The 22,602-nt window shown below is 69.7% G+C and carries 22 protein-coding genes; 14 read left to right on the top strand and 8 right to left on the bottom strand.

Annotated elements, in window-relative coordinates:
• Window positions 1-5: 5 nt before the first annotated feature.
• The gene (locus ACFSJG_RS05545; protein ID WP_378484200.1) at window positions 6-548 is read right to left on the bottom strand and encodes a TetR/AcrR family transcriptional regulator; all 543 of its coding nucleotides are present in this window, start codon (window positions 546-548) and stop codon (window positions 6-8) included.
• Between the two features lie 121 nt (window positions 549-669).
• Between ACFSJG_RS05545 and ACFSJG_RS05550 the strand changes: the two genes are divergently transcribed.
• The 3 genes from ACFSJG_RS05550 to ACFSJG_RS05560 all read left to right on the top strand — a co-directional run bounded on the left by ACFSJG_RS05550 (window position 670) and on the right by ACFSJG_RS05560 (window position 5,650).
• The gene (locus ACFSJG_RS05550) at window positions 670-2,199 is read left to right on the top strand and encodes an MFS transporter (RefSeq protein ID WP_378484201.1); all 1,530 of its coding nucleotides are present in this window, start codon (window positions 670-672) and stop codon (window positions 2,197-2,199) included.
• Between the two features lie 137 nt (window positions 2,200-2,336).
• Window positions 2,337-3,113 carry an ABC transporter ATP-binding protein gene (locus ACFSJG_RS05555; RefSeq protein WP_378484202.1) on the top strand — a complete coding sequence of 259 codons (777 nt, stop codon included), beginning with the start codon at window positions 2,337-2,339 and terminating at the stop codon, window positions 3,111-3,113.
• Between the two features lie 26 nt (window positions 3,114-3,139).
• The gene (locus ACFSJG_RS05560) at window positions 3,140-5,650 is read left to right on the top strand and encodes an ABC transporter permease (protein ID WP_378484265.1); all 2,511 of its coding nucleotides are present in this window, start codon (window positions 3,140-3,142) and stop codon (window positions 5,648-5,650) included.
• Window positions 5,651-5,710: 60 nt separating this feature from the next.
• Here the strand turns inward: ACFSJG_RS05560 and ACFSJG_RS05565 are convergent, their stop codons facing one another.
• The 4 genes from ACFSJG_RS05565 to ACFSJG_RS05580 form a co-directional block, all read right to left on the bottom strand.
• The gene (locus tag ACFSJG_RS05565; RefSeq protein WP_378484203.1) at window positions 5,711-6,391 is read right to left on the bottom strand and encodes a GNAT family N-acetyltransferase; all 681 of its coding nucleotides are present in this window, start codon (window positions 6,389-6,391) and stop codon (window positions 5,711-5,713) included.
• A 39-nt stretch (window positions 6,392-6,430) separates the two neighbouring features.
• A complete protein-coding gene (locus ACFSJG_RS05570) occupies window positions 6,431-7,141 on the bottom strand; it encodes an AMIN-like domain-containing (lipo)protein (protein WP_378484204.1) in 711 nt (236 codons plus the stop codon).
• Window positions 7,142-7,206: 65 nt separating this feature from the next.
• Entirely contained in the window at window positions 7,207-8,811 is a 1,605-nt protein-coding gene (locus ACFSJG_RS05575) for a hypothetical protein (protein WP_378484205.1), read from the bottom strand.
• A 58-nt stretch (window positions 8,812-8,869) separates the two neighbouring features.
• Window positions 8,870-9,448 carry a histidine phosphatase family protein gene (locus ACFSJG_RS05580; protein WP_378484206.1) on the bottom strand — a complete coding sequence of 193 codons (579 nt, stop codon included), beginning with the start codon at window positions 9,446-9,448 and terminating at the stop codon, window positions 8,870-8,872.
• Between the two features lie 80 nt (window positions 9,449-9,528).
• On the opposite strand from ACFSJG_RS05580, the gene ACFSJG_RS05585 reads away from it, so the two are divergent.
• Window positions 9,529-9,828 (top strand): helix-turn-helix domain-containing protein, encoded by a 300-nt coding sequence (locus ACFSJG_RS05585; RefSeq protein WP_378484207.1) that lies wholly within the window; start codon window positions 9,529-9,531, stop codon window positions 9,826-9,828.
• A gap of 42 nt (window positions 9,829-9,870) precedes the next feature.
• Here the strand turns inward: ACFSJG_RS05585 and ACFSJG_RS05590 are convergent, their stop codons facing one another.
• Window positions 9,871-10,353, bottom strand: a complete 483-nt coding sequence (locus tag ACFSJG_RS05590; RefSeq protein ID WP_378484208.1) for an SgcJ/EcaC family oxidoreductase — start codon at window positions 10,351-10,353, stop codon at window positions 9,871-9,873.
• Between the two features lie 147 nt (window positions 10,354-10,500).
• Here ACFSJG_RS05590 and ACFSJG_RS05595 point away from each other — a divergent pair, with 147 nt between their 5' ends.
• Both ACFSJG_RS05595 and ACFSJG_RS05600 read left to right on the top strand, forming a co-directional pair.
• Window positions 10,501-11,016: a nuclear transport factor 2 family protein gene (locus ACFSJG_RS05595; RefSeq protein WP_378484209.1), complete on the top strand. Its 516-nt coding sequence runs from the start codon at window positions 10,501-10,503 to the stop codon at window positions 11,014-11,016.
• 122 nt (window positions 11,017-11,138) lie between these two features.
• Complete coding sequence (locus ACFSJG_RS05600) at window positions 11,139-12,350, top strand: hypothetical protein (protein WP_378484210.1); 1,212 nt, start codon at window positions 11,139-11,141, stop codon at window positions 12,348-12,350.
• Window positions 12,351-12,353: 3 nt separating this feature from the next.
• On the opposite strand, the gene ACFSJG_RS05605 is transcribed toward ACFSJG_RS05600, so the two are convergent.
• Window positions 12,354-12,968, bottom strand: a complete 615-nt coding sequence (locus ACFSJG_RS05605) for a TetR/AcrR family transcriptional regulator (protein WP_378484211.1) — start codon at window positions 12,966-12,968, stop codon at window positions 12,354-12,356.
• Between the two features lie 136 nt (window positions 12,969-13,104).
• Between ACFSJG_RS05605 and ACFSJG_RS05610 the strand changes: the two genes are divergently transcribed.
• Together ACFSJG_RS05610 and ACFSJG_RS05615 are read left to right on the top strand one after the other, a co-directional pair.
• Window positions 13,105-14,271 carry an acyl-CoA dehydrogenase family protein gene (locus tag ACFSJG_RS05610; RefSeq protein ID WP_378484212.1) on the top strand — a complete coding sequence of 389 codons (1,167 nt, stop codon included), beginning with the start codon at window positions 13,105-13,107 and terminating at the stop codon, window positions 14,269-14,271.
• Window positions 14,272-14,280: 9 nt separating this feature from the next.
• Entirely contained in the window at window positions 14,281-15,414 is a 1,134-nt protein-coding gene (locus ACFSJG_RS05615) for an acyl-CoA dehydrogenase family protein (RefSeq protein ID WP_378484213.1), read from the top strand.
• A gap of 85 nt (window positions 15,415-15,499) precedes the next feature.
• Here the strand turns inward: ACFSJG_RS05615 and ACFSJG_RS05620 are convergent, their stop codons facing one another.
• On the bottom strand, window positions 15,500-17,104 hold the full coding sequence (locus ACFSJG_RS05620) for a GMC oxidoreductase (protein WP_378484214.1): 1,605 nt from the start codon (window positions 17,102-17,104) through the stop codon (window positions 15,500-15,502).
• 283 nt (window positions 17,105-17,387) lie between these two features.
• On the opposite strand from ACFSJG_RS05620, the gene ACFSJG_RS05625 reads away from it, so the two are divergent.
• The 6 genes from ACFSJG_RS05625 to glmM all read left to right on the top strand — a co-directional run bounded on the left by ACFSJG_RS05625 (window position 17,388) and on the right by glmM (window position 22,542).
• Complete coding sequence (locus ACFSJG_RS05625) at window positions 17,388-18,956, top strand: LVIVD repeat-containing protein (RefSeq protein WP_378484215.1); 1,569 nt, start codon at window positions 17,388-17,390, stop codon at window positions 18,954-18,956.
• Window positions 18,953-19,591: a DUF305 domain-containing protein gene (locus ACFSJG_RS05630; protein WP_378484216.1), complete on the top strand. Its 639-nt coding sequence runs from the start codon at window positions 18,953-18,955 to the stop codon at window positions 19,589-19,591. Before ACFSJG_RS05625 ends, ACFSJG_RS05630 begins: the two co-directional genes overlap by 4 nt.
• 117 nt (window positions 19,592-19,708) lie before the next feature.
• Window positions 19,709-19,918 carry a hypothetical protein gene (locus ACFSJG_RS05635; RefSeq protein ID WP_378484217.1) on the top strand — a complete coding sequence of 70 codons (210 nt, stop codon included), beginning with the start codon at window positions 19,709-19,711 and terminating at the stop codon, window positions 19,916-19,918.
• 182 nt (window positions 19,919-20,100) lie between these two features.
• On the top strand, window positions 20,101-20,544 hold the full coding sequence (gene rplM, locus ACFSJG_RS05640) for a 50S ribosomal protein L13 (protein WP_007535216.1): 444 nt from the start codon (window positions 20,101-20,103) through the stop codon (window positions 20,542-20,544).
• Window positions 20,541-21,059, top strand: a complete 519-nt coding sequence (rpsI, locus tag ACFSJG_RS05645) for a 30S ribosomal protein S9 (protein WP_007535218.1) — start codon at window positions 20,541-20,543, stop codon at window positions 21,057-21,059. The genes rplM and rpsI overlap by 4 nt, the downstream gene beginning before the upstream one ends.
• A 139-nt stretch (window positions 21,060-21,198) precedes the next feature.
• On the top strand, window positions 21,199-22,542 hold the full coding sequence (gene glmM, locus ACFSJG_RS05650; RefSeq protein ID WP_378484218.1) for a phosphoglucosamine mutase: 1,344 nt from the start codon (window positions 21,199-21,201) through the stop codon (window positions 22,540-22,542).
• Window positions 22,543-22,602 lie beyond the last annotated feature (60 nt).

Raw genomic sequence — 22,602 nt, forward strand, 5'->3', positions numbered from 1 at the left:
CCAGCCTAGGCGTCGCCGCCCACGATCCGCCCGACGATCTGGAGGAGTTCGTCCATTTCCTGGTCCGTCGCGGTGAGCGCCTTGCCTGCGAAAGCGGCGCGGTAGTAGAGCCCGTCGCCGAGCAGGACTATCGCCCGCGCGACCGCGGGATCGCGGACCTGGTCGGTGAGCGCGTCCATCCAGCCCTGCTGGATGCGCTGCAGGGTCTGCTGGGCGGCGGCGTTCTCGCCCTGGCTCAGCCGGGTCGCCGCGACGATGGCCCGATCGAGCGCCGAGTTCTCGAAGTTCGAACTCCGCACGTAGTAGGCCGCCGCGCCCTCGGGTGCCTCCCGCATGATCCGCACGTCGTCGTCCGCGAGTTCGACCAGGTGTGCGAGCAGGCCGTCGACGAGGGCGTCCTTGGATCCGAAGTGGTACAGCAGGCCGCCTTTGGAGACCCCGGCGGCGGTGGCGACGGCTTCGAGAGTCGTGGCGCGCTCACCCTGGTCGATGAGGATGGTGACGAACGCGTCGAGGAGCTTGGCGCGGGCGGCGGGTGGGCGGGGCACGAATGGAGATGCTACCCACATCCACCCCCCGAACCCGGGTTACTGTACCGTCCAGCTGGTACAGTAACGATGTTCATCCGTCCCCTCGGGCACCATCACGAGAGCAGAAAGCCGAACAGTCATGTCGACCACCCTCAGCCATCGCGCACAGCCGACGTACGCCCCCTCGGTGGGCGCGCGTGGCTGGATCGCACTGGCAGTGCTCATGCTGCCGGTGCTGCTCGTGTCGGTCGACAACACCGTTCTCTCCTTCGCGCTGCCGTCGATCTCGTCCTCGATGGGTCCGACCGGAGCCCAGCAGCTGTGGATCATCGACATCTACCCGCTCGTCCTCGCGGGCCTGCTGGTCTCGATGGGCAGCATGGGCGACCGACTCGGCCGTCGCCGCCTGCTACTGATCGGCGCGACCGGATTCGGCGTGGTCTCCGTGCTCGCTGCGTACGCGCCGACGCCGGAAGCACTCATCGCAGCACGTGCGTTGCTCGGCTTCTTCGGCGCCATGCTCATGCCGTCGACGCTGTCGCTGATCCGCAACATCTTCCTGAACCCGAACCAGCGCAGGCTCGCCATCGCGATCTGGGCGGCCTGCTTCGCGGCAGGCGGTGCGCTCGGACCGATCGTCGGCGGATTCCTGTTGGAGCACTTCTGGTGGGGTTCGGTGTTCCTGCTCGCCCCGGTCGTCCTGATTCCGCTCCTGGTCCTCGCCCCGATCTTCGTGCCCGAGTCGAAGGACCCCAATCCGGGACCGGTGGATCCGACGAGCATCCTGCTGTCGCTGATCGCGCTCGCCCCGATCGTGTACGCGGTCAAGAACCTCGCGCACGGTGGACCGATCGGGCAGACCGTCATTCCCGCGGTCGTCGGCGTCACCGCGTCGATCCTGTTCGTCCGTCGTCAGCTGACGCGCAGGACTCCGATGCTCGACGTGCGCCTGTTCCGGGTGCCGACATTCTCGGGTGCCGTCGCGGTGAACCTGCTCAGCGTGTTCTCCCTCGTCGGCTTCCTGTTCTTCGTCTCGCAGCACCTGCAGTTGGTGGTCGGGCAGAGCCCCATGCAGGCGGGAATCTCGCTGCTTCCGGGCCTGGCCGTCATGGTCGTCTCGGGTCTCGCCGTGGTCCCGCTGGTCCGCCGCGTGCAGCCGAGGACCGTGGTCGTGGTCGCCCTGCTGGTGTCGTCGCTCGGATACCTGACCGTGCTCGCGTTCGCCTCGCCGACCGCGATCGCCCCCGTCATCGCCGCCTTCGCCCTGCTCGGTGCGGGTATCGGCGCTGCCGAGACGATCTCGAACGACCTCATCGTGTCGGGTGTCGCACCCGAGAAGGCGGGTGCCGCCTCGGCAGTCTCCGAGACCGCCTACGAACTCGGCGCCGTGCTCGGCACCGCCGTGCTGGGGTCGATCCTGATGGCGTCGTACCGGGCGCACCTTACGGTGCCCGCGGGCGTCGACGCCGGGGCTGCGGCCCAGGCGGGCGAGACCCTCGGCGGCGCACACCACGTCGCGGCGGACCTCCCCGCCGCGGAGGGTTCCGCACTGCTCGACTCGGCCCACGCCGCGTTCGATGCCGGTGTGGTCGTGACTTCGGGTATCGGTGCGGTGCTCATGGTCGTCGCGGCGGCAGTCGCGTTCGCGACCCTGCGGCCCCGGTCCTGAGCCCGGTCGGCCCCGTCTGGGACCACCCCGAATCGAAGATCAGGGTGGTCCCTGATGGCGGCTGTCGGCGCCGACGGTAAGTATGGACGCGTCGGATCGACCGGTCCGGCGACCCCTGAACCTCAGGAAGGCCGCCCATGAGCGCGCACGCCGCACCCGACCCGACATCCGCGGAGGTCGCCGCGCGAGCGGTGAACCTGACCAAGACGTACGGCTCGGGAGAGACGACCGTGACCGCGCTGGGCGGTGTCACCGCGGACTTCGCCCGCGGAGAGTTCACCGCAATCATGGGGCCGTCCGGTTCCGGCAAGAGCACACTCATGCACTGCCTCGCCGGCCTGGACGCGGCGACGTCGGGTTCCGTGCTGATCGGCGACACCGACCTGACCGAACTGTCGGACAAGCAGATGACGGCGCTGCGCCGCGACCGTATCGGTTTCGTCTTCCAGGCGTTCAACCTCGTCCCGACGCTGACGGCCCTGGAGAACATCACACTCCCGCTCGACATCGCCGGCCGCAAGGTCGACCAGGAGTGGCTCGACTCCGTGCTCACCCGCCTCGGGCTGACGGACCGGCTCACGCACCGGCCGAGCGAACTGTCCGGCGGCCAGCAGCAGCGTGTCGCGTGTGCGCGTGCACTGGCCGGGCAGCCGGAGATCATCTTCGGCGACGAGCCGACCGGCAACCTCGACTCGCACTCGTCGGGTGAGGTGCTGTCCATCCTGCGCGCGGCGGTCGACGAGTTCCGCCAGACCGTCGTCATCGTCACCCACGACCCGCGCGCCGCGAGCTACGCCGACCGGGTCGTGTTCCTCGCCGACGGGCAGATCGTCGACGAACTGCGCGAGCCGACCGCCGACACCGTCCTCGACCGGATGAAGGGTCTCGACTCCCGCGTTCAGGTTCGGGGCTGACCGTGGCGACAGTGGTCAAGAACCCGATGCGCAAGGTCTCACTGCGCAACCTCGCCGCACACAAGGTGCGGCTCGCCCTGACGGTGCTCTCGGTGGTGCTCGGCACCGCCTTCGTCACCGGGTCGTTCGTCTTCACCGACACCCTGCAGCGCACCTTCGACGGGCTGTTCGAGGACGCGGCGAAGGGCGTGGACGTCCGGGTGTCCGCCCAGGAACAGGGATCGAGCGGTGTCCCGCTCGCGGACGCCGCGACGGTCGGCGAGCTTCCCGGCGTGCGTTCGGTGGTGCCGTCCGTCGAGGGGCAGCTCGTCCTGCTCGGCGCGGACAAGACACCGGTGCAGACCGGCGGCGCGCCCAGCATGGGCTCGACGTACATCCCGCCGGACCAGGCGCTCGGTGAGCCGGAGACCTTCGTGGCGGGAGCGCCGCCGTCCGGTCCCGGCCAGATCGCGCTGAACGAGGGCGGCGCCGAGCGCGCCGGACTGTCGGTCGGCGACACCACCCAGGTACTGGTCCCGGCACACGGCGTCCTCACCGTCACCGTCACGGGCATCTACTCCGTGCCCACGGACACCGGCGGATACGTCGGCGCGCTGTTCCCGGCCGAGCAGGCCACGGAACTCTTCACCGACGGCGAGCACGTGAACTACGTCGACGTGGCAGGCGACGGCAGCCGTACCCCGGAGCAGTTGCGCGACGAGGTCGCCACCGCGCTGCCCGACCTGAAGGTGCAGACCGGCGACGAGGTCCGCGAGGACGTGAAGGCGGAGGTCACCTCCGCGCTCAAGTTCATGAACTACTTCCTGCTCGCGTTCGGTGCGATCGCGCTGCTGGTCGGGACGTTCATCATCTACAACACCTTCTCGATGATCGTCGCGCAGCGGCTCAAGGAGCTCGCCCTGCTCCGCGCGGTCGGCGCCAGCCGCGGGCAGGTGGGTCGCTCGGTGGTCACCGAGGCGCTGATCGTCGGCGTCATCGGCAGCGTGATCGGCATCGCCGCCGGCGTCGGGTTGGCGTACGGTCTGCGGGCCGTGCTCAACGCCGCCGACGTCGGGCTGCCGTCCGGGCCGCTGCAGCTCGAGCCGCGCACGGTGATCGTCGCGGTGCTCATCGGTGTGCTGGTCACCGTCGTCAGCGCGTACGCGCCTGCCCAGCGGGCCGCGAAGGTTCCGCCCGTCGCCGCGATGCGGGAGGAGTCGTCCTCCACGGGAGACTCGCTCCGGGTGCGCACGCTCGTCGGTGCGGTGTTCGGCGTGCTCGGTCTCGCGCTGCTGGTGATCGGGTCGCAGGGCACGGGAGGCAGTGCCGCGGCGACCGTCGGCGCCGGCGCCGCGACGCTGATCCTCGCTGTCCTGCTCGGTTCGCCCGCGCTGTCGCGTCCCGTGGTCGGCGGCCTCGGAGCGGTGTTCACCCGCCCGTTCGGTGCCGTCGGCCGACTCGCCCGCACCAACGCCGTCCGCAATCCGCGGCGTACCGCCGCGACGGCGTTCGCGCTTACCCTCGGGCTGATGCTGGTCACCGTCATCGGCGTGTTCGGATCCTCCGCCAAGGCGAGCATCGACGAGCTCGTCGACAGCGGGGTGTCCGCCGACTACATCCTCACCGGACCGCCGCAGATCGGCGTTCCCGTCGGCGTCGCCGACGCCGCCGCGCAGGTCCCGGGGGTCCACGAGGCGGTGGCACTGCATCCGCTGCCCGTGACCATCGACGACGAGGACTCGTTCGGCACCGGCATCGGCGGACAGCTCGACGGCGTCATCGACTATGAACTGAGAGAGGGCAGCGCGGCGCTCGACGGCACCGTGATCGTCGTCTCCGAGTCGTTCGCCGCCGAGAAGGGGCTGACTCTCGGTTCACCGGTGACGATGACGAACAAGGACGGCGTCGTGGTGACCGCACCCGTCACCGGCATCCTGGTCGACAACCAGCTCCTGGGTGACTGGTTCACGTCCGAGTCGGTGTACCAGCAGCTGGTGCCCGCCGTGATGCGCGCTGACCTGGCGGTCCTCGTGAAGGCTGCCCCGGGCACCGACATCGCCGGCCTCCGAGGACAACTGGAGCAGGCGAGCGACCCGTTCCTCGTCGTCCAGGTCAAGGACAAGGACGAGTTCAAGGGTGAGCAGGCGCAGCAGATCAACACCCTGCTGGCCGTCCTCTACGGACTGCTGGCGCTCGCGGTGGTGATCGCCATCCTCGGCATCGTCAACACCCTCGCGCTGTCGGTGGTCGAACGCCGCCGGGAGATCGGCATGCTGCGGGCGGTCGGCATGCAGCGCCCCCAGGTGCGTCGCATCATCTACCTTGAGTCGGTGCTGATCGCGGTGTTCGGTGCCGCCGTCGGCGTGATCCTCGGACTCGCGTTCGGGTGGGGCTTCGTCCGGACCCTGGCCGACGAGGGCCTCGGCACCCTCGCGGTGCCGTGGGGCCAGGTCGTCGGGATGCTCCTCGGGTCTGCCTTCGTGGGTGTTCTCGCGGCGATGTGGCCGGCCGTCCGCGCGGCGCGCACCAAGCCGCTGGAGGCGATCGCGGGCGTTTAGGAGTGACACGACGAGGGGCCGGTGGACGATTCGTCCGCCGGCCCCTCGTCGTAGCGTCGGCTACCGCCGCAGTCGCGCGGCGAGACGCTCGTTCACCCCCGGCCAGTCCTCCGCGACGATCGAGAACATGACCGTGTCGCGGACGCTGCCGTCCGCGCGGCGGAAGTGTCGCCGCAGCGTCCCCTCGTACCGCGCACCCAGCCGCGCGATGGCCTGCTGCGAGCGGTGATTGCGGGTGTCGGTCTTGAGCTGGACCCGCCCGGCGTGCAATGTCTCGAAAGCATGGGTGAGCAGCAGGAGCTTGGACTCCGGATTCACCGCGCTCGCCCACACACGCGGATCGAAGGTGGTGGCTCCGATCTCGAGGCTCGCGTCGTGGACGCTCACGCCCAGGAAACACGTCATCCCGACGACCGACCCGGCCGGTAGGCCGCCGACCTCACGCCGCAGCCGGACCGTCCAGGCATGCCAGTCCGGCGACGCCGCCCACTTCCGGAGCAGCTCTGCGAGCTCGTCCGGTCCCGAGGGCCGCAGGGGAATGTGGGACCAGACGGCATCGTGGTCGATCGCGGCGAACAGTTCCACCGCGTCCGCATCCGGATCGGCGGTCGTCAGGCGCACGACGTCGCCGACCAGTTCCACGCCGTCGGCGATCGGCCACTGGAGTTCCGGCCACGGGGTGTCCACCGGGCGCGGATCCACCACGGGCTCAAAGCGATCCAGGTCTGCGATCTCGTTCACGGTCACGACTGTATCGACGGGCCGGACACCCGCCGGCGGTCAGGGCTGGATCTCGACGACGACCCGCACCGGGTCGACCGCCGTCGTCACCGCGGCCGGGCGGGGTTCGTTCGCCAGTCCGACGACCGACTGGGTGCGACCCTCGAACGCCGGCATGAGGTGGACCTCCGTCACGAACCCGGTGCCCGGGCGCGGGTTCGGGCCCCCGTAGGGCGCGATCCCGGTGTCGAACGGGTACCCGACACCGCTGAGCGACACCTCGAGCACCGATTCACCGGGGACGTCCAGGGTGTCGCCGCTGCCGTCCAGGACCGCGCTGTCGACGTACCGGACGTTCCAGCCGGGCATGCCGTTCCCGGTGAACACGTAGGTGACGCGGACGACGCCGGCGCGTGACTCCACCAGCACGTCCGTCACCGCCAGCGCGGCACCCTCGGTCGGCGGCGCCACTCCGTTCGCGACCACGGGGAGTCCGGTCGGGAGAACGGGAAGTTCGAAGGTGGCCGGATTCCTGGTCGTGGTCCGCGACCGGGTGGTCGGGGCCTCCCGGCTCGTGGTCGGAGGCGGCGTCGGCGCATCCCGCGTGGTGCTCGGGGTGCTGGGCGCCGGATCGTCGGTGGTCGGGTCGCCGGTGTCGGATTCGGTGGCGCTCCGGGCGACGGCGCCGTCGGCGTCGAAGCCGCACCCGATGGGAACCAGGAGGGTCGCCGCAGTGATCGCCGTCCACAGACGGAGATTCCGCCCGCTCATTGTTCCAGGGTATGCCGTACGGCGTCAGGACACCACTGTCGGTTCGCGGCCCGGTCCCGGAACCGTCACCGCACGACCAGGTCCGACTCGGTCGCGCTGAGGGTGACGGGGGCGACGGTCTTGCCGCGCATCCAGTCGCGGGCGAAGGCGTCCCGCGCGGGGCCGGGCCCGTCGTCGGTCGTCTCGATCGCGCCGACCAGATGCCGGGGGTTGTCGTCGAGACCAGGTCCGCGCGGCGTCATCCGCAGCCCGTCGGCGGTGTGCAGCAGCACCGGTATCCGGGACCCGTCCGGCGCGACGACGGTCGCCGGGCGCGTCGTGGACGCGGGATCGAACGCCGTCACCTCCAGCCGGTACCCGGACGGGGTGGCGTGACTGCCGACGGCGTCGAGCAGACGCGGATCGACCACCGAGTACGGGAATCCGATGTCGATCAGCACCTGGGCGTCGAGCGCACCGTCCCGTGCGGGTAGCGAGGCGGACAGGTTCCACGGTGCGGGTGGCGCCAGCGTGTCCGCCGAGCGGTCCTGCGGTGAGTTCTGCAGCGGCCTGCCGAGTGGGTGCGCGCCTGTCGCGGTGAAGTCCCAGGACGGCGCGCTCAGGTCCTTGTGCCAGAAGCCGTCCTCGCCGCCGCGGCTGCCCTCGACCCGCAGTTCGCGTCGTCCCGGACCGGGGCCGGTGGAGTGCACGCTGATCGCGGAGGTGATCTCTCCGGGGATCTTCGGCTGATGCACCCAGTCCGGCGCCGGGAGCTGGATCGCGGCGGTGTTCTTGTCGAGAGTCTCGACCACCAGGTTCGGTGCTGTCGGCTTGCCGGACTGGTCGTCCCAGCTGTAGCGGAAGAAGATCGAATCCGAGCCGGAGGAGTCGAAGTCGAATGTGCGCGTGTACATGTCGCCGAACTCGTTCGTCACGAAGGTGGTCGAGCCGGACGCGGACAGTGCGGTGGCGCGGAACCGGCCGCCGAGCGGACCGCCGATCTCGTAGCTGTCGTCGTTGGGCAGCCACGGATCGGCGTAGGTGATGCGGCTGCCGTCGCCGGTGAGCGCGGGCAGCATCGTCATCTTGCCGAACCCGATGTAGTGGATGCGGCCGGCGATGTCTGTGTACGTCTGGTTGTCCCACGGCGAGGACACGCTCAGTGCCCACCCGCCGGTCCGGGCGTCGGGCAGTTGCCGTCCGGAGTCGAACCACAGCGGTGCACCCCACGCCGAGGTCCAGTTCCACCAGATCGGATCCTGCGACGCATTGTCCATCGTGTAGATCCACCCGGACTCGTCCACCGCGATCAGTTCGTCGTCGTCCAGTGAGATGCCGACCAGGTGGCCACGCAGGCACTCCGGCATCGGAGCGTACCGCCACGGCTCGGCGGACCCGCGCGGCCTGGTCAGCAGGGCGCGGTCAACCAGTGCGAAGTCCCAGAACCTGTTGAACTGCGTTGTCTCCGTGCGGAGTTCGACACTGCCCGGAGCGGAGGAACCGAGGTGTTCCGGGAGGTTCGTCAGACCCAGTCGTCCGCCGCCGGACGGGACGCCGGGAGGCAGTTGCGCGGTCCCGAACGGAACGCACCCGGCCGGGGCCGACGATGCGACGGCCGTCGCGGGCTGGGGGAGCGACAACGCTGTCAGGAGTACGGCCGCCGCGGCCAGGTGTGATCGGCGCACCCCCACAGTATGGCCCGAGGCGTCGTCCGGGCACCCGCGCGACCCGCCGCGACGCGGCCCGCGTTCACGGTTCGACCGGTGCCCGCTCCACGACGCCGTAGCCGTTGACGGTGTGGAGGTTCCACTGGGTGCCGTCGTGACGGAACGTGGTGATCCCCGCGTTCGGGATCCGCGGTGCCCACAGGCCGCTGACGGCACCGATCACCGAGCGGATCAGTCCGCCGTGGCTGACCGCGACGACCGAAGCCCCAGGGTGACGGGAGGCGAGGTCGTCGAGGACGCCGAGCCCACGGCGGGTCATCGAGGTCCGTGATTCCATCCCCGGGTAGCGGCCGTCCGGCCAGCGGTCCCAGAGATCCTCGTCGGTCGCGCCCTCGGCCTCCCCGAAGTGCCGTTCGACCAGCCCCGGATACGTCGCGGACCGGGTCAGACCGATGCGTGCGCCGATGATGTCCGCGGTCTCCGCAGCGCGTGACAGCGGCGAGCTGACCAACAGGTCCCAGGTGCTGCCGGTGAGGAGTTCGGCAGCGCGTGCGGCCTGGACGCGGCCGGTGTCGTTGAGCGGAATGTCGGACGAGCCCTGCAGTCGTCGTTCCGCGTTCCACTCGGTCTCGCCGTGCCGGACCAGCGCCAGAAAAGTCATGGTCGCCGCAGGTTAGCACCTGGACAGGGTTCGGTGGTCGGCGCAGACTGCACACATCTGACGCGAGGAGATGGTGCGCGGTGACCGACGCCGGACCACCGACGATCGACGCCCGCTCGCGTCCGCGGCGCAGCACCCGCCCGTCCGCCGGTCGCCTCGCCGACGGGTTCGCGGCCCGCCGACTGCAACTCGGGCTCACGCAGGCCCGGCTCGCGGCACGGGCAGGCGTGTCCAGGTCGAGCGTGCAGGCCATCGAGTCGGGCCGCGCGACAGTGCAATTGGACGTGCTCGCCGCCGTCGCGGACGTGCTGGGGTGCGACATGGTGCTCGCGGCGCGTGCGGGCCGCAACATGCCCGACCCGACGGTGCCCGACGACTGAATGCCAGGTCGCCCGGCGGGTCACGTTGCCATGAAGCCGGAATCAGTCCTCAGGCATCGCCGACGAGTGGTGGTTGACGATCAGCCAGTCGTCGCCCTGCTTCTCGTAGACGAATGAGTAGCGCGCGTCGACGGTCGAGACCTCGTTGCCGTCGTGGAGCGTGAAGCGGTACACGCCGGAGTCGATCACGTGGTCCGTGTCGAGGGCGGTGATCACGGACTGCTCGACGACGGCGCTCGGCCGCCGGGGCAGGAAGTCGGTGAAGTAGGCGACGATCGCGTCGTGGCCGGTGCGGATCTCGTTCGAGACGGTGGGTATCAGCACCGCGTCAGGGGCGTAGAGCGCCGCGACGGTCTCGGGGTCACCGGTCGCCAGGGCGTCGTTCCACTCGGCGAGCAGGCCGGCAACGTCCTCGTTCGACGGCGGACCCGGATCCTCGCTGTTCGAACAGCCGGCGAGGAACAGCAACCCGACCGCGCCGACACCGGCAACGGTGGTACGTATGTGCGCCTTCACATCTCGCATCGGAGCACCCGATCGTTCGGTGATTCGCGTCGCATCAATCATAGGTTCGTGGTCTGGTGGTTCGTGTCGGAACCACGAATCGCGTGATGTCCCGGTGGGAGGGAAGGCCGTCGCGCGGCGGATACCGCATCCGTGATGCTGACGGGCATGACTGCGCAGATCACGTTGAGTCCGGCCGAACAACTCCTGGCGATCGAGGAGATCAAGCGACTGTTCGCCGCCCGACTGCGCTGCATGGACGAGAAGCGTTGGGAGGTCTATCCCACCCTCCACACCGACGACGTGGTGTCCGAGACGTGGGGCGGCCTGCCGGACGACAAGCAGCCGCGGACGTCCGGAACGGCGAACCGCGTCGTCGGTCCGGAGGCCCTGACGCGGGCCATCAGCGGACTGCTCGACGGGACGACCCGTGTCACCACGGTCCATCACGGTCACACCCCGGAGATCGAGCTGACCTCGGACACGACAGCACGTGGGGTGTGGGCGATGGAGGACAAGCTGTGGTGGACGAACGGTGACCGTGAGGAGCACCTGCACGGATACGGGCACTACCACGAGGAGTACCGGAAGCAGGGTGACCGGTGGCTGATCGGCTACCGGAAACTGACCAGGCTGCGGGAGGACCGGACCCCCGGCTTCTACGAGTTCCTGAAGCCGTTGTGACAGGTACCCGACCTCGGTGACGGCGGTGGTGGCTCTCGCAGCGTGAGTGGTGCGATCTCACATGCCGAGCGGGGGGATTTTCTGGGACAGTGGAGGTCAACGCTTCGACCCGGGAGGCCCAGATGGCCGAGTCAACCGCCGGGCGCAACGGGCGGCCGGACGATCCGGTGGCCCGTCGCGCCGAGATCACCGCGCAGGTTCGCGCGTGGTGCGAGTCGGCGCATGTCGTCGACGGTCCGCTCGCCGGTCCGGCGGCGGAACTGTCGCAGGACGCCGCGGTGCTGATCGCCGCCGGGCACCTGGACCTCGAGACCCGGCAGGTGCTGACGAACCGTCGCCGGCTGGGTCGACGACTGCCCGACGCCGGTGGCTACGGGCAGCTGCGCCGCTTGGCCGACGAGTTCTCGCGGGCAGACGTCAAGGCGCGGCAGATGCGTCCCGGTGCGATGCAGGTGCTCGCGTCCTATCGAGCGGGTGAGGTGGAACGTCGGTTGCTCACCGCCCGAGCGCATTTCGTGCACTCGCCGTCGCACTACGCGAACGGGGTCCGCGCGATCCGCCGGGACCGGCGGGACGGCGTGCATCTCGAACCGATGCAGCGGGAGGTGCTGTTCGACGCGTTGACGCGGACCCCCGGTCCGGTGTCCGATCGTCGCGGCCCCACGGACCAGGCCACCGTCGCGGCGCTGTCGGCGACAGCGGAGCGGCTCGCCGGGCTGGCGCAGCGGACGCCGTGGGGCGCCACGGCCCGGAAGGCCGCGGACGCACTGGCGGGGGCGACGGCCGAGCCCGGTGACCGATTCGCCGATCGCTTCGACGCGCTGCTCTACCTCGCCGGACGGCTGTACGACCGGATCGACGGCTCGGCGGCCTGGCGGTCGGATCACTTCGCGGTCCAGCGGATGCAACTCGACCTCGCGGACGAGTTGATGCAGATCGCGGTGGACACGATCGCGTTGCGGGGGCTCGAGGGGGAGCTCGCGGCGGCGATGCGGTCCGCCCACGACGACTCGTCGCGCGATCAGATCCTGGCCCGGCGGCGGGCGCTCGCGCCGGTGTGGGGTCAGCTGGTGGAGCGGGTGGCGGCCCTCGCCCGGATCGGTGATCTCCTCGGCGAGGCCGAGCGGCAGTTGCAGTCGATCGCCGCGGTGCAGCGGACCATGAGCCTGGATTCGCGGATCGACGACCTCGTCGCCCGCGCAGGCAACCGCGAACTGTCCACCGCGAACACCCACAACGTCGGGGACCAGATGGGGAGTGTCGACGAGCTGATGCTGGGCTACCAGGCCCTCATGCACGGCGACATCCTGGCGTTGCAGTCGCGACTGCGCTGAGCGCTAGCGCCCGACCGGGCCGCCGACCATCCGCAGTGCGAGTTCTGCGTAGAGGTCGGCGACTGCGTCGGGATCGGTGAAGCCGCCCCCGGGGAACCAGCGGCAGACGTCGACGCAGAGCGAATTGATGGCGAGGTTGACACCCTCGACATCGGGGACGACGAACGATCCGTCGGTCACACCCGAACGGATGATGCGCTTGACGATCCGGCTGATGTCCCGTCGGAGCTCGACGATCGTGCCGTAGTGCTCGGGGGAGAGGGCGGTCAGTTCGTACTGCACGACCCGGCCCCTGGCGTGGTGGGTGGCGTGCCACGCAGTGAAGGCGTGCACGACCGCGTGGAGACGTACGGCGGGTGTGGCGTCGGTCGGGTCCGCGTCCCGGAGGAGTTCGACGCATCTGACGTGACCGTCGTAGCTGATCGCGAAGAGGAGATCCTCCTTCGACCGGTAGTGCGGGTACATCGCCGCGGGGGACAGGCCGAGGCGCGCCGCGATGTCGCGGGTGGTCGTGCCGCCGTAGCCGTTCTCGGCGAACGCCTCGATGGCAGCCTCGCGGATGCGGGCCGCGGCCTTCGACGAACTCACCACGGGGGTGTCGGTCGACTGCTCTGTCACGTCCACCCTCCCTGGGTCGCCTTGACAACATTCACGGACCCGGTGAGTATAAGCATGCGCTTAGATTATGAGCGAGCGCTTAGTTCTGGCGCTCGCCTGGATCGGACCCCACTCGATCTGACACAGAAAGCACGCGATGAACCTGACACTCACCGACGAGGAACTCGCGTTCCGCGACGAGCTCCGGACGTTCTTCACCACCCAGATCCCCGCCGAGATCCGGCAGCGCGCTGCCGAGGGCGAGGTCACCAAGGACGATTTCGTCACCACCCAGAAGATCCTCAACGCGAACGGCCTCGCGGTTCCGCACTGGCCGGCCGAGTGGGGTGGCCGGGGCTGGACCCCGGTGCAGCGGCACATCTACCTCGACGAGCTGCAGCTCGCGTCGGTGCCCGATCCGCTCGCCTTCAACGCCGACATGGTCGGCCCGGTCATCGCGGCCTTCGGTTCGCAGGAGCAGAAGGAGAAGTTCCTTCCCGCGACCGCGAACCTCGACATCTGGTGGTGCCAGGGCTTCTCGGAGCCGGAGTCCGGCTCCGACCTCGCGTCGCTGAAGACGCGCGCCGTCCGCGACGGTGACAGCTACATCGTCAACGGCCAGAAGACGTGGACCACGCTCGGTCAGCACGCCGACTGGATCTTCTGCCTCGTGCGCACCGATCCCGACGCAAAGAAGCAGGCCGGCATCTCCTTCCTGCTCATCGACATGAAGACCCCGGGCATCACCGTCCGCCCGATCAAGCTGATCGACGGCGGCTACGAGGTCAACGAGGTCTGGTTCGAGGACGTGCGCGTCCCCGCCGAGAACCTGGTCGGCGAGGAGAACGCAGGCTGGTCCTACGCCAAGTTCCTGCTCGGCAACGAGCGCACCGGCGTCACCCGCACCGGTGCCAGCAAGGCTCGCCTGGCCCGCGCCAAGGAGTACGCCGCGCAGACCAAGGTCGGCGACGGCAGCCTCCTCGACGAGCCCCTGTTCGCGGCCCGGTTCGCCGAGCTCGAGAACCAGCTCGTCGCACTGGAACTCACCCAGTTGCGGGTCGTCGCCAGCTCGTCTGACGGCAAGCCGAACCCGGCGTCCTCGCTGCTGAAGCTGCGCGGATCCGAGCTGCAGCAGGCCGCGACCGAGATCCTGATGGACGTCGCCGGTCCCGACTCGCTGCCGTTCGAGGCCGAGGACATCGCCTCGCCTGCGTGGGCACAGCACAGCGCCCCGCTCTTCCTGAACTACCGCAAGGTCTCCATCTACAGCGGATCGAGCGAGGTTCAGCGCACCATCATCTCCTCCTCGATTCTCGGATTGTGAGCAGCAGCCATGGATTTCGAACTCAATGACGAACAGGTCATGTTGCGGGACACCACCCGCGGGCTGCTGAGCCGCAGCTACGACGCCGAGAAGCGCAACGCCGTCACCGCCCAGGGCAAGGGCTGGAGCGACGACGTCTGGGGCAAGCTCGCCGAGATCGGCCTGCTGGGCCTGCCGTTCGCCGAGGAAGACGGCGGCATGGGCGCCGGACCGGTCGAGACGATGGCCGTGATGACCGAGATCGGCCGGGCGCTGGCGCCGGAACCGTACCTCGACGGCGTTCTCACCCCCGGCGGACTCGTCGCCGAGCTCGGCTCCGCCGACCAGCGCGCGAAGATCCTGCCCGCGCTCGCGGAGGGCTCCACCCTCCTCGCCTTCGCGCACGCCGAGCCCGGCACCCGCTGGCCGAACGAGGTCGTCGAGACTACCGCGACCGCCTCCGGTGACGGCTGGACCCTCACCGGTACCAAGAACCCCGTGTTCCACGGTGACTGCGCCGAGACCCTCGTCGTCTCCGCGGTGCTCCCCGACGGCGGACTCGGCCTGTTCCTGGTCGCCGCGGACGCCGCGGGCGTCACTCGCAAGGCGTACGCGACGCACGACGAGCTGCGCGCCGCGCAGATCGAGTTCGACGGTGCCGTCGCCGAGCAGCTCGGTGACGGCGGCGACGCCTCCGCTGCGATCGTCGCGTCCCAGGTCCGCACCCAGGCGGCGCTGTGCGCCGAGGCGGTCGGCGCGATGGAGGAGGCGCTGCGTCTGACCACCGAGTACCTCAAGCAGCGCAAGCAGTTCGGGGTTCCGCTGTCCAAGTTCCAGACGCTGACCCACCGCGCGGCCGACATGTACGTCGAGCTCGAGCTGGCCCGCAGCATGAGCCTGTACGCGACGATGAACCTGGCCGACGGCATCGTCGACCCGATCGTCGCGTCGCGGGCCAAGCTGCAGATCAGCAAGGCCGCCCGGCACATCGGACTCGAGGCCATTCAGATGCACGGTGGCATCGGCATGACCGCGGAGTACCCTGTCGGACACTACGTCTCGCGTCTGACGGCGATCGGCCACACGCTCGGTGGCGCCGACGAGCACCTCCGCGTGCTCGCCGGTGTCGTCGCGGACCACGAGATGGTCAACATCACAAAGTAGGACCTGCACCACAACGATTCCCCCTCACGACTCGGCCCCGGCGACCTGATGGTCACCGGGGCCGAGGCGTTCGCGGGGCCGTGCGTCAGACGAGGGTTCCGACGTCCTCCGCGACGATGTTGTCCATGGCGCGTTCCGCGACGGCGGCGATCGTCATGGACGGGTTGCAGGCGGCGGTGGTGCCGGGGATCAGGGCGCCGTCGAGGACGTACAGGCCGGGCTGACCCTGGACGCGGCCGTCGAGGTCGCAGACGGTGCCCATGCAGGCTCCGCCCAGGCCGTGCCAGGTGGAGTTCAGCACGAGGTTGGTGTCGGTGAGGATTCCGGTGGGCCCGGCGATCTTTCGGGCCGTCGGGCCGATCGCAGAGTTCTGGATCTCCGCGTCGCCGGTCGCCGGCCAGAACAGCTGGGCCTTGTCCGCGGCGGAGTCCCACGCGAAGTGTCCACGGTCCCGGCTGACGCCGTAGCCGACCATCATGGTGCTGCGCAGATCCATCGCGAGGCCGGGGATCGACGCCTGGATGAGGGTGTGCGCCGTGCGCGGGTCGTCCCAGTTGAGGCTGCCGTAGACGACGGGACCGCCCTGCGACGGTCCGAACTCGTTGGCGGGATCGGACCAGATGTAGATCCGGTCGGCGTTGGTTCCCCAGCCGCCGCCCAGTCCGTCGGGCAGGTCGGGGATCGTGCCGTGGGCGTCTGCGCGCACCAGGAGCTTCGTGGTGTTCATGCTGCCTGCGGCCATGATCAACGCCTTGGTGGTCAGCACCTTGTTCTCGAGGACCGTCCCGTTCTCGTCGGTGCGGTCGACTCGGACGATCCACCGGCCGTCGGGCGCCCGCTCCACGTCGGTCACCTCGTGCATCGTCTCGACCGTCGCCAGCCCCGTCGCCTCCGCCGCGGCGATGTAGGTGACGTCGACGGAGTGCTTGCCGCCGTTGTTCACGCCCATCGCACCAGAGCCGTCCGTGTACGCGGGCGCCATCTCGCCGCGCAACTCCGCCAGGGCGAAGTTCCAGTCGATCGGCATCGGGATCTTGGACACGGGAAGTCCGGCTTCCCTGGCCCGCTGGGCGAACACCCGCGGCGCCTTGTACGGGGCGCTCTCGATCAGTTCGTCGGGTGCCGTCGCGAGCTTCAGCATCTTCGCGACCCGGGGGTAGTGGACGCGGTCCATCAGGCCCCAGTCGAGCTCGTTCGGAAAGTACGCGTTGAACACCGCCTCGGCGGGCTGGAGCGACATGCCCTGGTAGACGAGTGAACCGCCGCCGACGCCCGAGGCGCAGAGCGCGGTCATGTTCTGCCCGCCGATCGCCTCGACCAGGCCGACGTAGGGGTCGAAGACTGCGGGCCGGCCGAACAGTTGCGGGTCCGACTTGTGCCAGAGCAGTCGCTTGTCGGGATTGAGGACGTTCGCGAAGGTCTTCGCGTTGGGTCCGGTCGGCCAGCGCTTGCCACGCTCGAGAACGAGGACCGGCACGCCCGCCTCGGCCAGGCGCAGCGCCGCGACGCCGCCGCCGAAGCCGGATCCGACGATCACGACCCGGTGCTCTTCGTGGGTGATCGGAACCCGGCGGACCTTGGCGCCGATCCCGGTCGTGGCCTGGGCCGGTCCGGCGCCCAGGGCGAGACCGGCGGTGGCGGTGGCCGCTGCGGCAGCGGCGAAGAAGGATCGGCGAGTGATCCCGGACATCGACAACCTCCGTTGGACTGCATACGACGTGGTGTCCTGGTCGCGGGGTGTGCCCGGGCTGACGAAACCCCCACGACACGACTGCAGAAACCCCCGTCACGGTCGACCCCCGAAGGTGACCGTGGTTACATCCTCGCCAGGACGGGGACAAAACTAGACAGAACTTGTCGAAAGTGTCAATAAGTCGAGCGGAATGCACTACCGTCGGGACGGCGATGTGACAGGTGGCCCGAGCGTGCGCGCTCGGAACCGGTCATGTGGGGACCATCGGAGGGGGCGAACGATGAACACGGACAACGGAGTTCGGCGGCGGATCACACTCGGGCTGGCCGCGGTCGCGCTGCTGCTGCCACTGGGTGCGGTCGCGGCAGCCGCGCCGGCCAGGGACACCGCGGGGGTGGTGCGGGAGAACCTCGACGTCGGCCGGGTCGCCGCCGCGCGAGCCGAGTGCGGCCCGGACTCGCGGCCCGAGACGGGACTGCAGGGCGACGTGCCCGCTGCCGACCGCGACAGTGGGCGCAGCACCGAGGGCTACGACTGCAACATCACGAGGGTCGGGGAGTTCGCGGGCCAGGGCACCGGCATCGTCTCGGCGTCCTACGACCACTGCGCGTACCTCGGGTCGGTCTTCCCCAGTGCCCTTCTCGGACAGTCCCCGGGCGTGCAGGTCGTCGACGTCTCCGACCCGGCGAACCCGGTGCCCACCGTGGCGCTGACGGAACCGGCGATGGTGGCCGGGACCTGGGAGAGCCTCAAGGTGCACGCGGGCCGGAAACTGTTGGTGGGCACCGGAGTCCCTGCCCTGATCGGGGCGGGTGTGCTGTCGGTGTACGACGTCTCCGACTGCGCCCACCCCCGCCTGCTCAACCCCGGGCCCGGCACCAGCCTCCAGATGCCCTTGCCGATCACCGCGCACGAGGGAGGTTTCTCCCCGGACGGCAGGACCTACTGGACGTCGGGTGTCGAGGGTGTGCTCAGTGCCGTGGACCTGACCGACCCGACCGTGCCGAAGGTGATCTGGCAGGGCTGGATCGGATTGTCCGGCCACGGATTCGGGGTCAGTCCCGACGGCAACCGGCTGTACCTGTCCAACAACTTCGGTGGCCTGACGGTCCTCGACACCAGTGCGGTGCAGCGGCGTGACGTCAACCCGCAGGTTCCGCAGCTGTCGAAGATGTCGTGGACCGACGGCTGGGCAACTCAGCACAGCATTCCCGTCTCCTACGACGGACATCCGTACCTCTTCACCGTCAACGAGGCCGGATCGGGCGGAGTCAAGCTGATCGACGTCGCCCACGACGCGAACCCCGAGGTCGTGAACTCGATCAAGCTGGAGATCAACCTGCCCGAGAACGTCGACAGCCAGATCGCGTCGGGGATGGGTGGTTCGCTGTTCGCCTACGAGTCGCACTACTGCGCCGCGGACCGTCCTCGGAACCCGACCGCGCTCGCCTGCGGCTGGTTCTCGTCCGGCATCCGGGTGTTCGACGTGCGCGATCCCTTCGAGGTCCGCGAGATCGCCTACTACAACCCGCCCGCGATGACGGGCCGCGCCGCCGACCGCCCCAACTCCGCCCACGCCCTCGCCTCCCTCGCCGGGGTTCCGTTCCTCAGCCTGCCCGGCGTGATCCAGTCGGTGGCCGCCGGCGCGTTCGATCCGGGCGAGGCCACGAGCAGTCGCTCGGGCATGGTCGTCGGCGGAGACCTGTCCACCGACTGGTGTTCGTCGCCTCCGGAGTGGCGTGGTGACGAGCTGTGGGTCGCGTGCTCCGACAACGGCTTCATGACGCTGCGACTCGACCCCGACGTGTACACGCCGCCCACCGACCAGCGGTCGACCATCGGATCATGACCCGGATCGTCCGCGGACTCGCCGTCGCCTCACTCGTGCTGTTGCTGCTCGTGGTGGGTGCGGCGCTGCGCCCGCTGGTGATCCCCGAGCAGTCCGTGGCGGGACCCGTGCTGGACGACGTCGAGGTCGGGTTCGTGCAGGACATGGCCGCACACCACCAGCAGGCGCTGGCGATGGTGAACCGTCTCGCGCCCGACGTCGACCCGGCCGTCGCGGCCCTCGCCCGGCAGATCGGCGACGCCCAGCGGATCGAGATCGGCACCCTGCAGGGGTGGCTGCGGCTCGCCGAGGCCGCGCCGACCAACCCGACCCCGATGAACTGGATGGTCGATGCCGGATCGGGCCACCGGCACGCCGGTGCCGCACCGGGGCCGGGGACGGCGATGCCCGGCATGGCGACACCCGCCGAGCTCGACGCCCTCACCGCGGCGCACGGCCGCGACGCCGAGGTGCTCTTCCTGCAGCTGATGCAGCGTCATCACGCGGGCGGAGTCGAGATGTCGAGGACCGCGGATCTGCTGTTGACCGGCGGCCCGGTCAAGGAGGTCGCCCGCGGCGCGATGCAATCGCAGAGTCAGGAGGCGGGGCTGATGGGCGTCATGCTCGCCCAGCGCGGAGCGTCCACCACGCAGTAGGGGTGGAGGAGAGACGCCCGGCGAGCCTCCGACGCCGTGACCGCGGTCGTTGTTACCGTCCGAGGTGATCCGGGCACGCACGGCGTGCGACAACCTCCCTTCGAGTAGGTGCTCTCGATGGCCACAGCTCCGTCCCCCTCGAAAAAGGTCCTCCCGAAGATCATCGCCACCTGTGTCTTTCTCGCCGGCCTGGTGGGTGCCGTGGTCGGCATCTGGACGCTCGACGTGGTCGTCGCCGTGGTCTGGCTCGTCGTCGCCACGTTCTCGGGCTTCTATCTGCTCAAGCTGCGGGCCGAGGCGCGCGGCCGGCTCGATCCCTCGACGTGAGGCGCGCTACCTCGCTTTGACCTGCTCCGAGCCTGCCGGTAAGGTTGTCCGCTGGCGTGCGATACGTCGCGCACTCTCGGGTGCCGTCGTCACGCGGGTCCCCGGGTCTCCACTGGCCGCCGGGGACGACTCCGCATCGCAGCGCCACGGCCAGCAGTGAACTAGTTGACGAGGAAGTAGCTGTGTCTACCTACGCCCCGAAGGCTGGTGACGTGACCCGACAGTGGTACGTCATCGACGCCACCGACGTGGTGCTCGGCCGCCTTGCCGTCCAGGCAGCGAACCTGCTGCGCGGCAAGCACAAGCCCACCTTTGCCCCGAACGTTGACGGCGGCGACTTCGTCGTCATCATCAACGCCGACAAGGTTGCCATCTCCGGCAACAAGCGCACGGACAAGTTCCTGCACCACCACTCCGGACATCCGGGTGGCCTCAAGTCCCGCTCCGTCGGCGAGGTGCTCGAGAACAACCCCGATCGTCTCGTGGAGAAGGCCGTCGTCGGCATGATCCCGAAGAACAAGCTCGGCCGCGCCATCGCAGGCAAGCTGAAGGTCTACGCAGGCCCGAATCACCCCCACGCCGCGCAGCAGCCGGTTCCGTTCGAGATCAAGCAGGTGGCCCAGTGAGCGAGCAGAACGAGACCCCTGAGGTCGAGACCGCCGAGGTCGTCGTCGAGGAGTTCGCCGCCGAGCCCGAGGCCGTCGAGGAGTACGTGGCCGAGGAGGCTGTCGCCCCCGCTGCCCCGATCTACATCGATCGCCCGATCCAGACCGTCGGTCGTCGCAAGGAGGCGGTCGTCCGCGTCCGCCTGACCCCCGGCACCGGTGAGTTCAAGCTCAACGGCCGCACCATCGAGGACTACTTCCCGAACAAGGTGCACCAGCAGCTGATCAAGGCTCCGCTCGTCACCGTCGAGCGCACCGAGTCCTTCGACATCACCGCGCTGCTGACCGGTGGCGGCCCGTCCGGCCAGGCAGGCGCCCTGCGTCTCGCCATCGCCCGCGCCCTCATCGAGGTCACCCCCGAGGACCGTCCCGCGCTCAAGAGCGCCGGCTTCCTCACCCGTGACGCGCGCGCCGTCGAGCGCAAGAAGTACGGCCTGAAGAAGGCCCGCAAGGCTTCGCAGTACTCGAAGCGCTGATGTGGCACCGGCCCCGCCCCCGCGGCGGCGGCCGGGACCTGTTCACCGAGAGCAGGCGTCCAGCAACACCGGACGCCTGCTCTTGGCGTAGAAACACGAAATCGCCGAGAACACCACGAACGTCAAGGGGTCTTCATTCATGGGTCGAATGTTCGGTACGGACGGTGTACGAGGTCTCGCAAACGCGGATCTCGACGCGGAGCTGGCGCTGCGGATAGCGAGCGCGGCGGCATCGGTGCTCGCACTGTCCGAGCGGGGCACTCCCCGCCCGACCGCCGTCGTCGGACGTGACCCCCGGGCCAGCGGCGAGATGCTGGCCGCCGCCGTCACCGCCGGACTGTGCTCGGCCGGCGTCGACGTCATCGACGTCGGTGTCCTCCCGACCCCTGCGGTCGCCCACCTGACCGGCGCCTACAACGCCTCCCTCGGCGTGATGATCTCCGCCTCGCACAACCCCATGCCCGACAACGGCATCAAGATCTTCGCCGCAGGCGGACACAAGCTCGACGACCAGTCCGAGGATCGGATCGAGGCGGCGCTGTCGGACCACGACCTGATCCCGCGCCCCACCGGCGCCGCGATCGGCCGTCTCGTCCGCGCCGAGGACGCCGCATCGCGCTACCTGGAGCACCTCGGTCGCGCACAGGGCGGCCGCGCACTCGACGGCATCACCGTCGTCGTGGACTGCGCCAACGGCGCCGCCTCCGAGGTCGGCCCCGCCGCCTACCGTGCCGCAGGCGCGACCGTCGTCGAGATCCACACTGCCCCCGACGGCTACAACATCAACGACGGGTGCGGTTCCACGCACCTCGAGGACCTGCAGGCCGCCGTCGTCGCGCACGGCGCCGACCTCGGTCTGGCCCACGACGGCGACGCCGACCGCTGCCTCGCCGTCGACGCGAACGGCACCGTCGTCGACGGCGACGCGATCATGTCGATCCTCGCGGTCGCGATGCGCGAGTCGGGCGAACTCGCGGGCAACACCCTCGTCGCCACGGTGATGAGCAACCTCGGTCTGCACATCGCGATGCGGGAAGCCGGCATCGAGGTGCGCACCACCGCGGTCGGCGACCGCTACGTCCTCGAAGAACTGCGCTCGGGCAGCTTCAGCCTCGGCGGTGAGCAGTCCGGGCACGTCGTCCTGCCCGGATTCGGCACCACCGGCGACGGCGTGCTCACCGGTCTGCGGCTGATGGCCCGGATGGCCCAGACGGGTTCCACTCTCGCCGACCTGGCCGGCGTGATGCAGGTCCTGCCACAGGTTCTCGTGAACGTGAAGGTCACGGACAAGGCCGCGGTCGCCGTCGCGCCGCAGGTCCTCGCCGCCGTCGCCGACGCCGAGCGCACACTCGGCGACACCGGCCGGGTCCTGCTGCGCCCGTCGGGCACCGAGCAGTTGGTCCGGGTCATGGTCGAGGCGACCGAGATCGAGGTCGCCCGCGCGCTCGCGGACGGTCTCGCGGACCGGGTCGCCTCCGTCTGACCCGGACAACTCAGGGGAACCGAACGGGCCTCCGCTGCGTCTGATCCAGTGACCGACGGG

Source organism: Rhodococcus gannanensis, assembly GCF_042681175.1.
Classification (GTDB): domain Bacteria; phylum Actinomycetota; class Actinomycetes; order Mycobacteriales; family Mycobacteriaceae; genus Rhodococcus_G; species Rhodococcus_G gannanensis.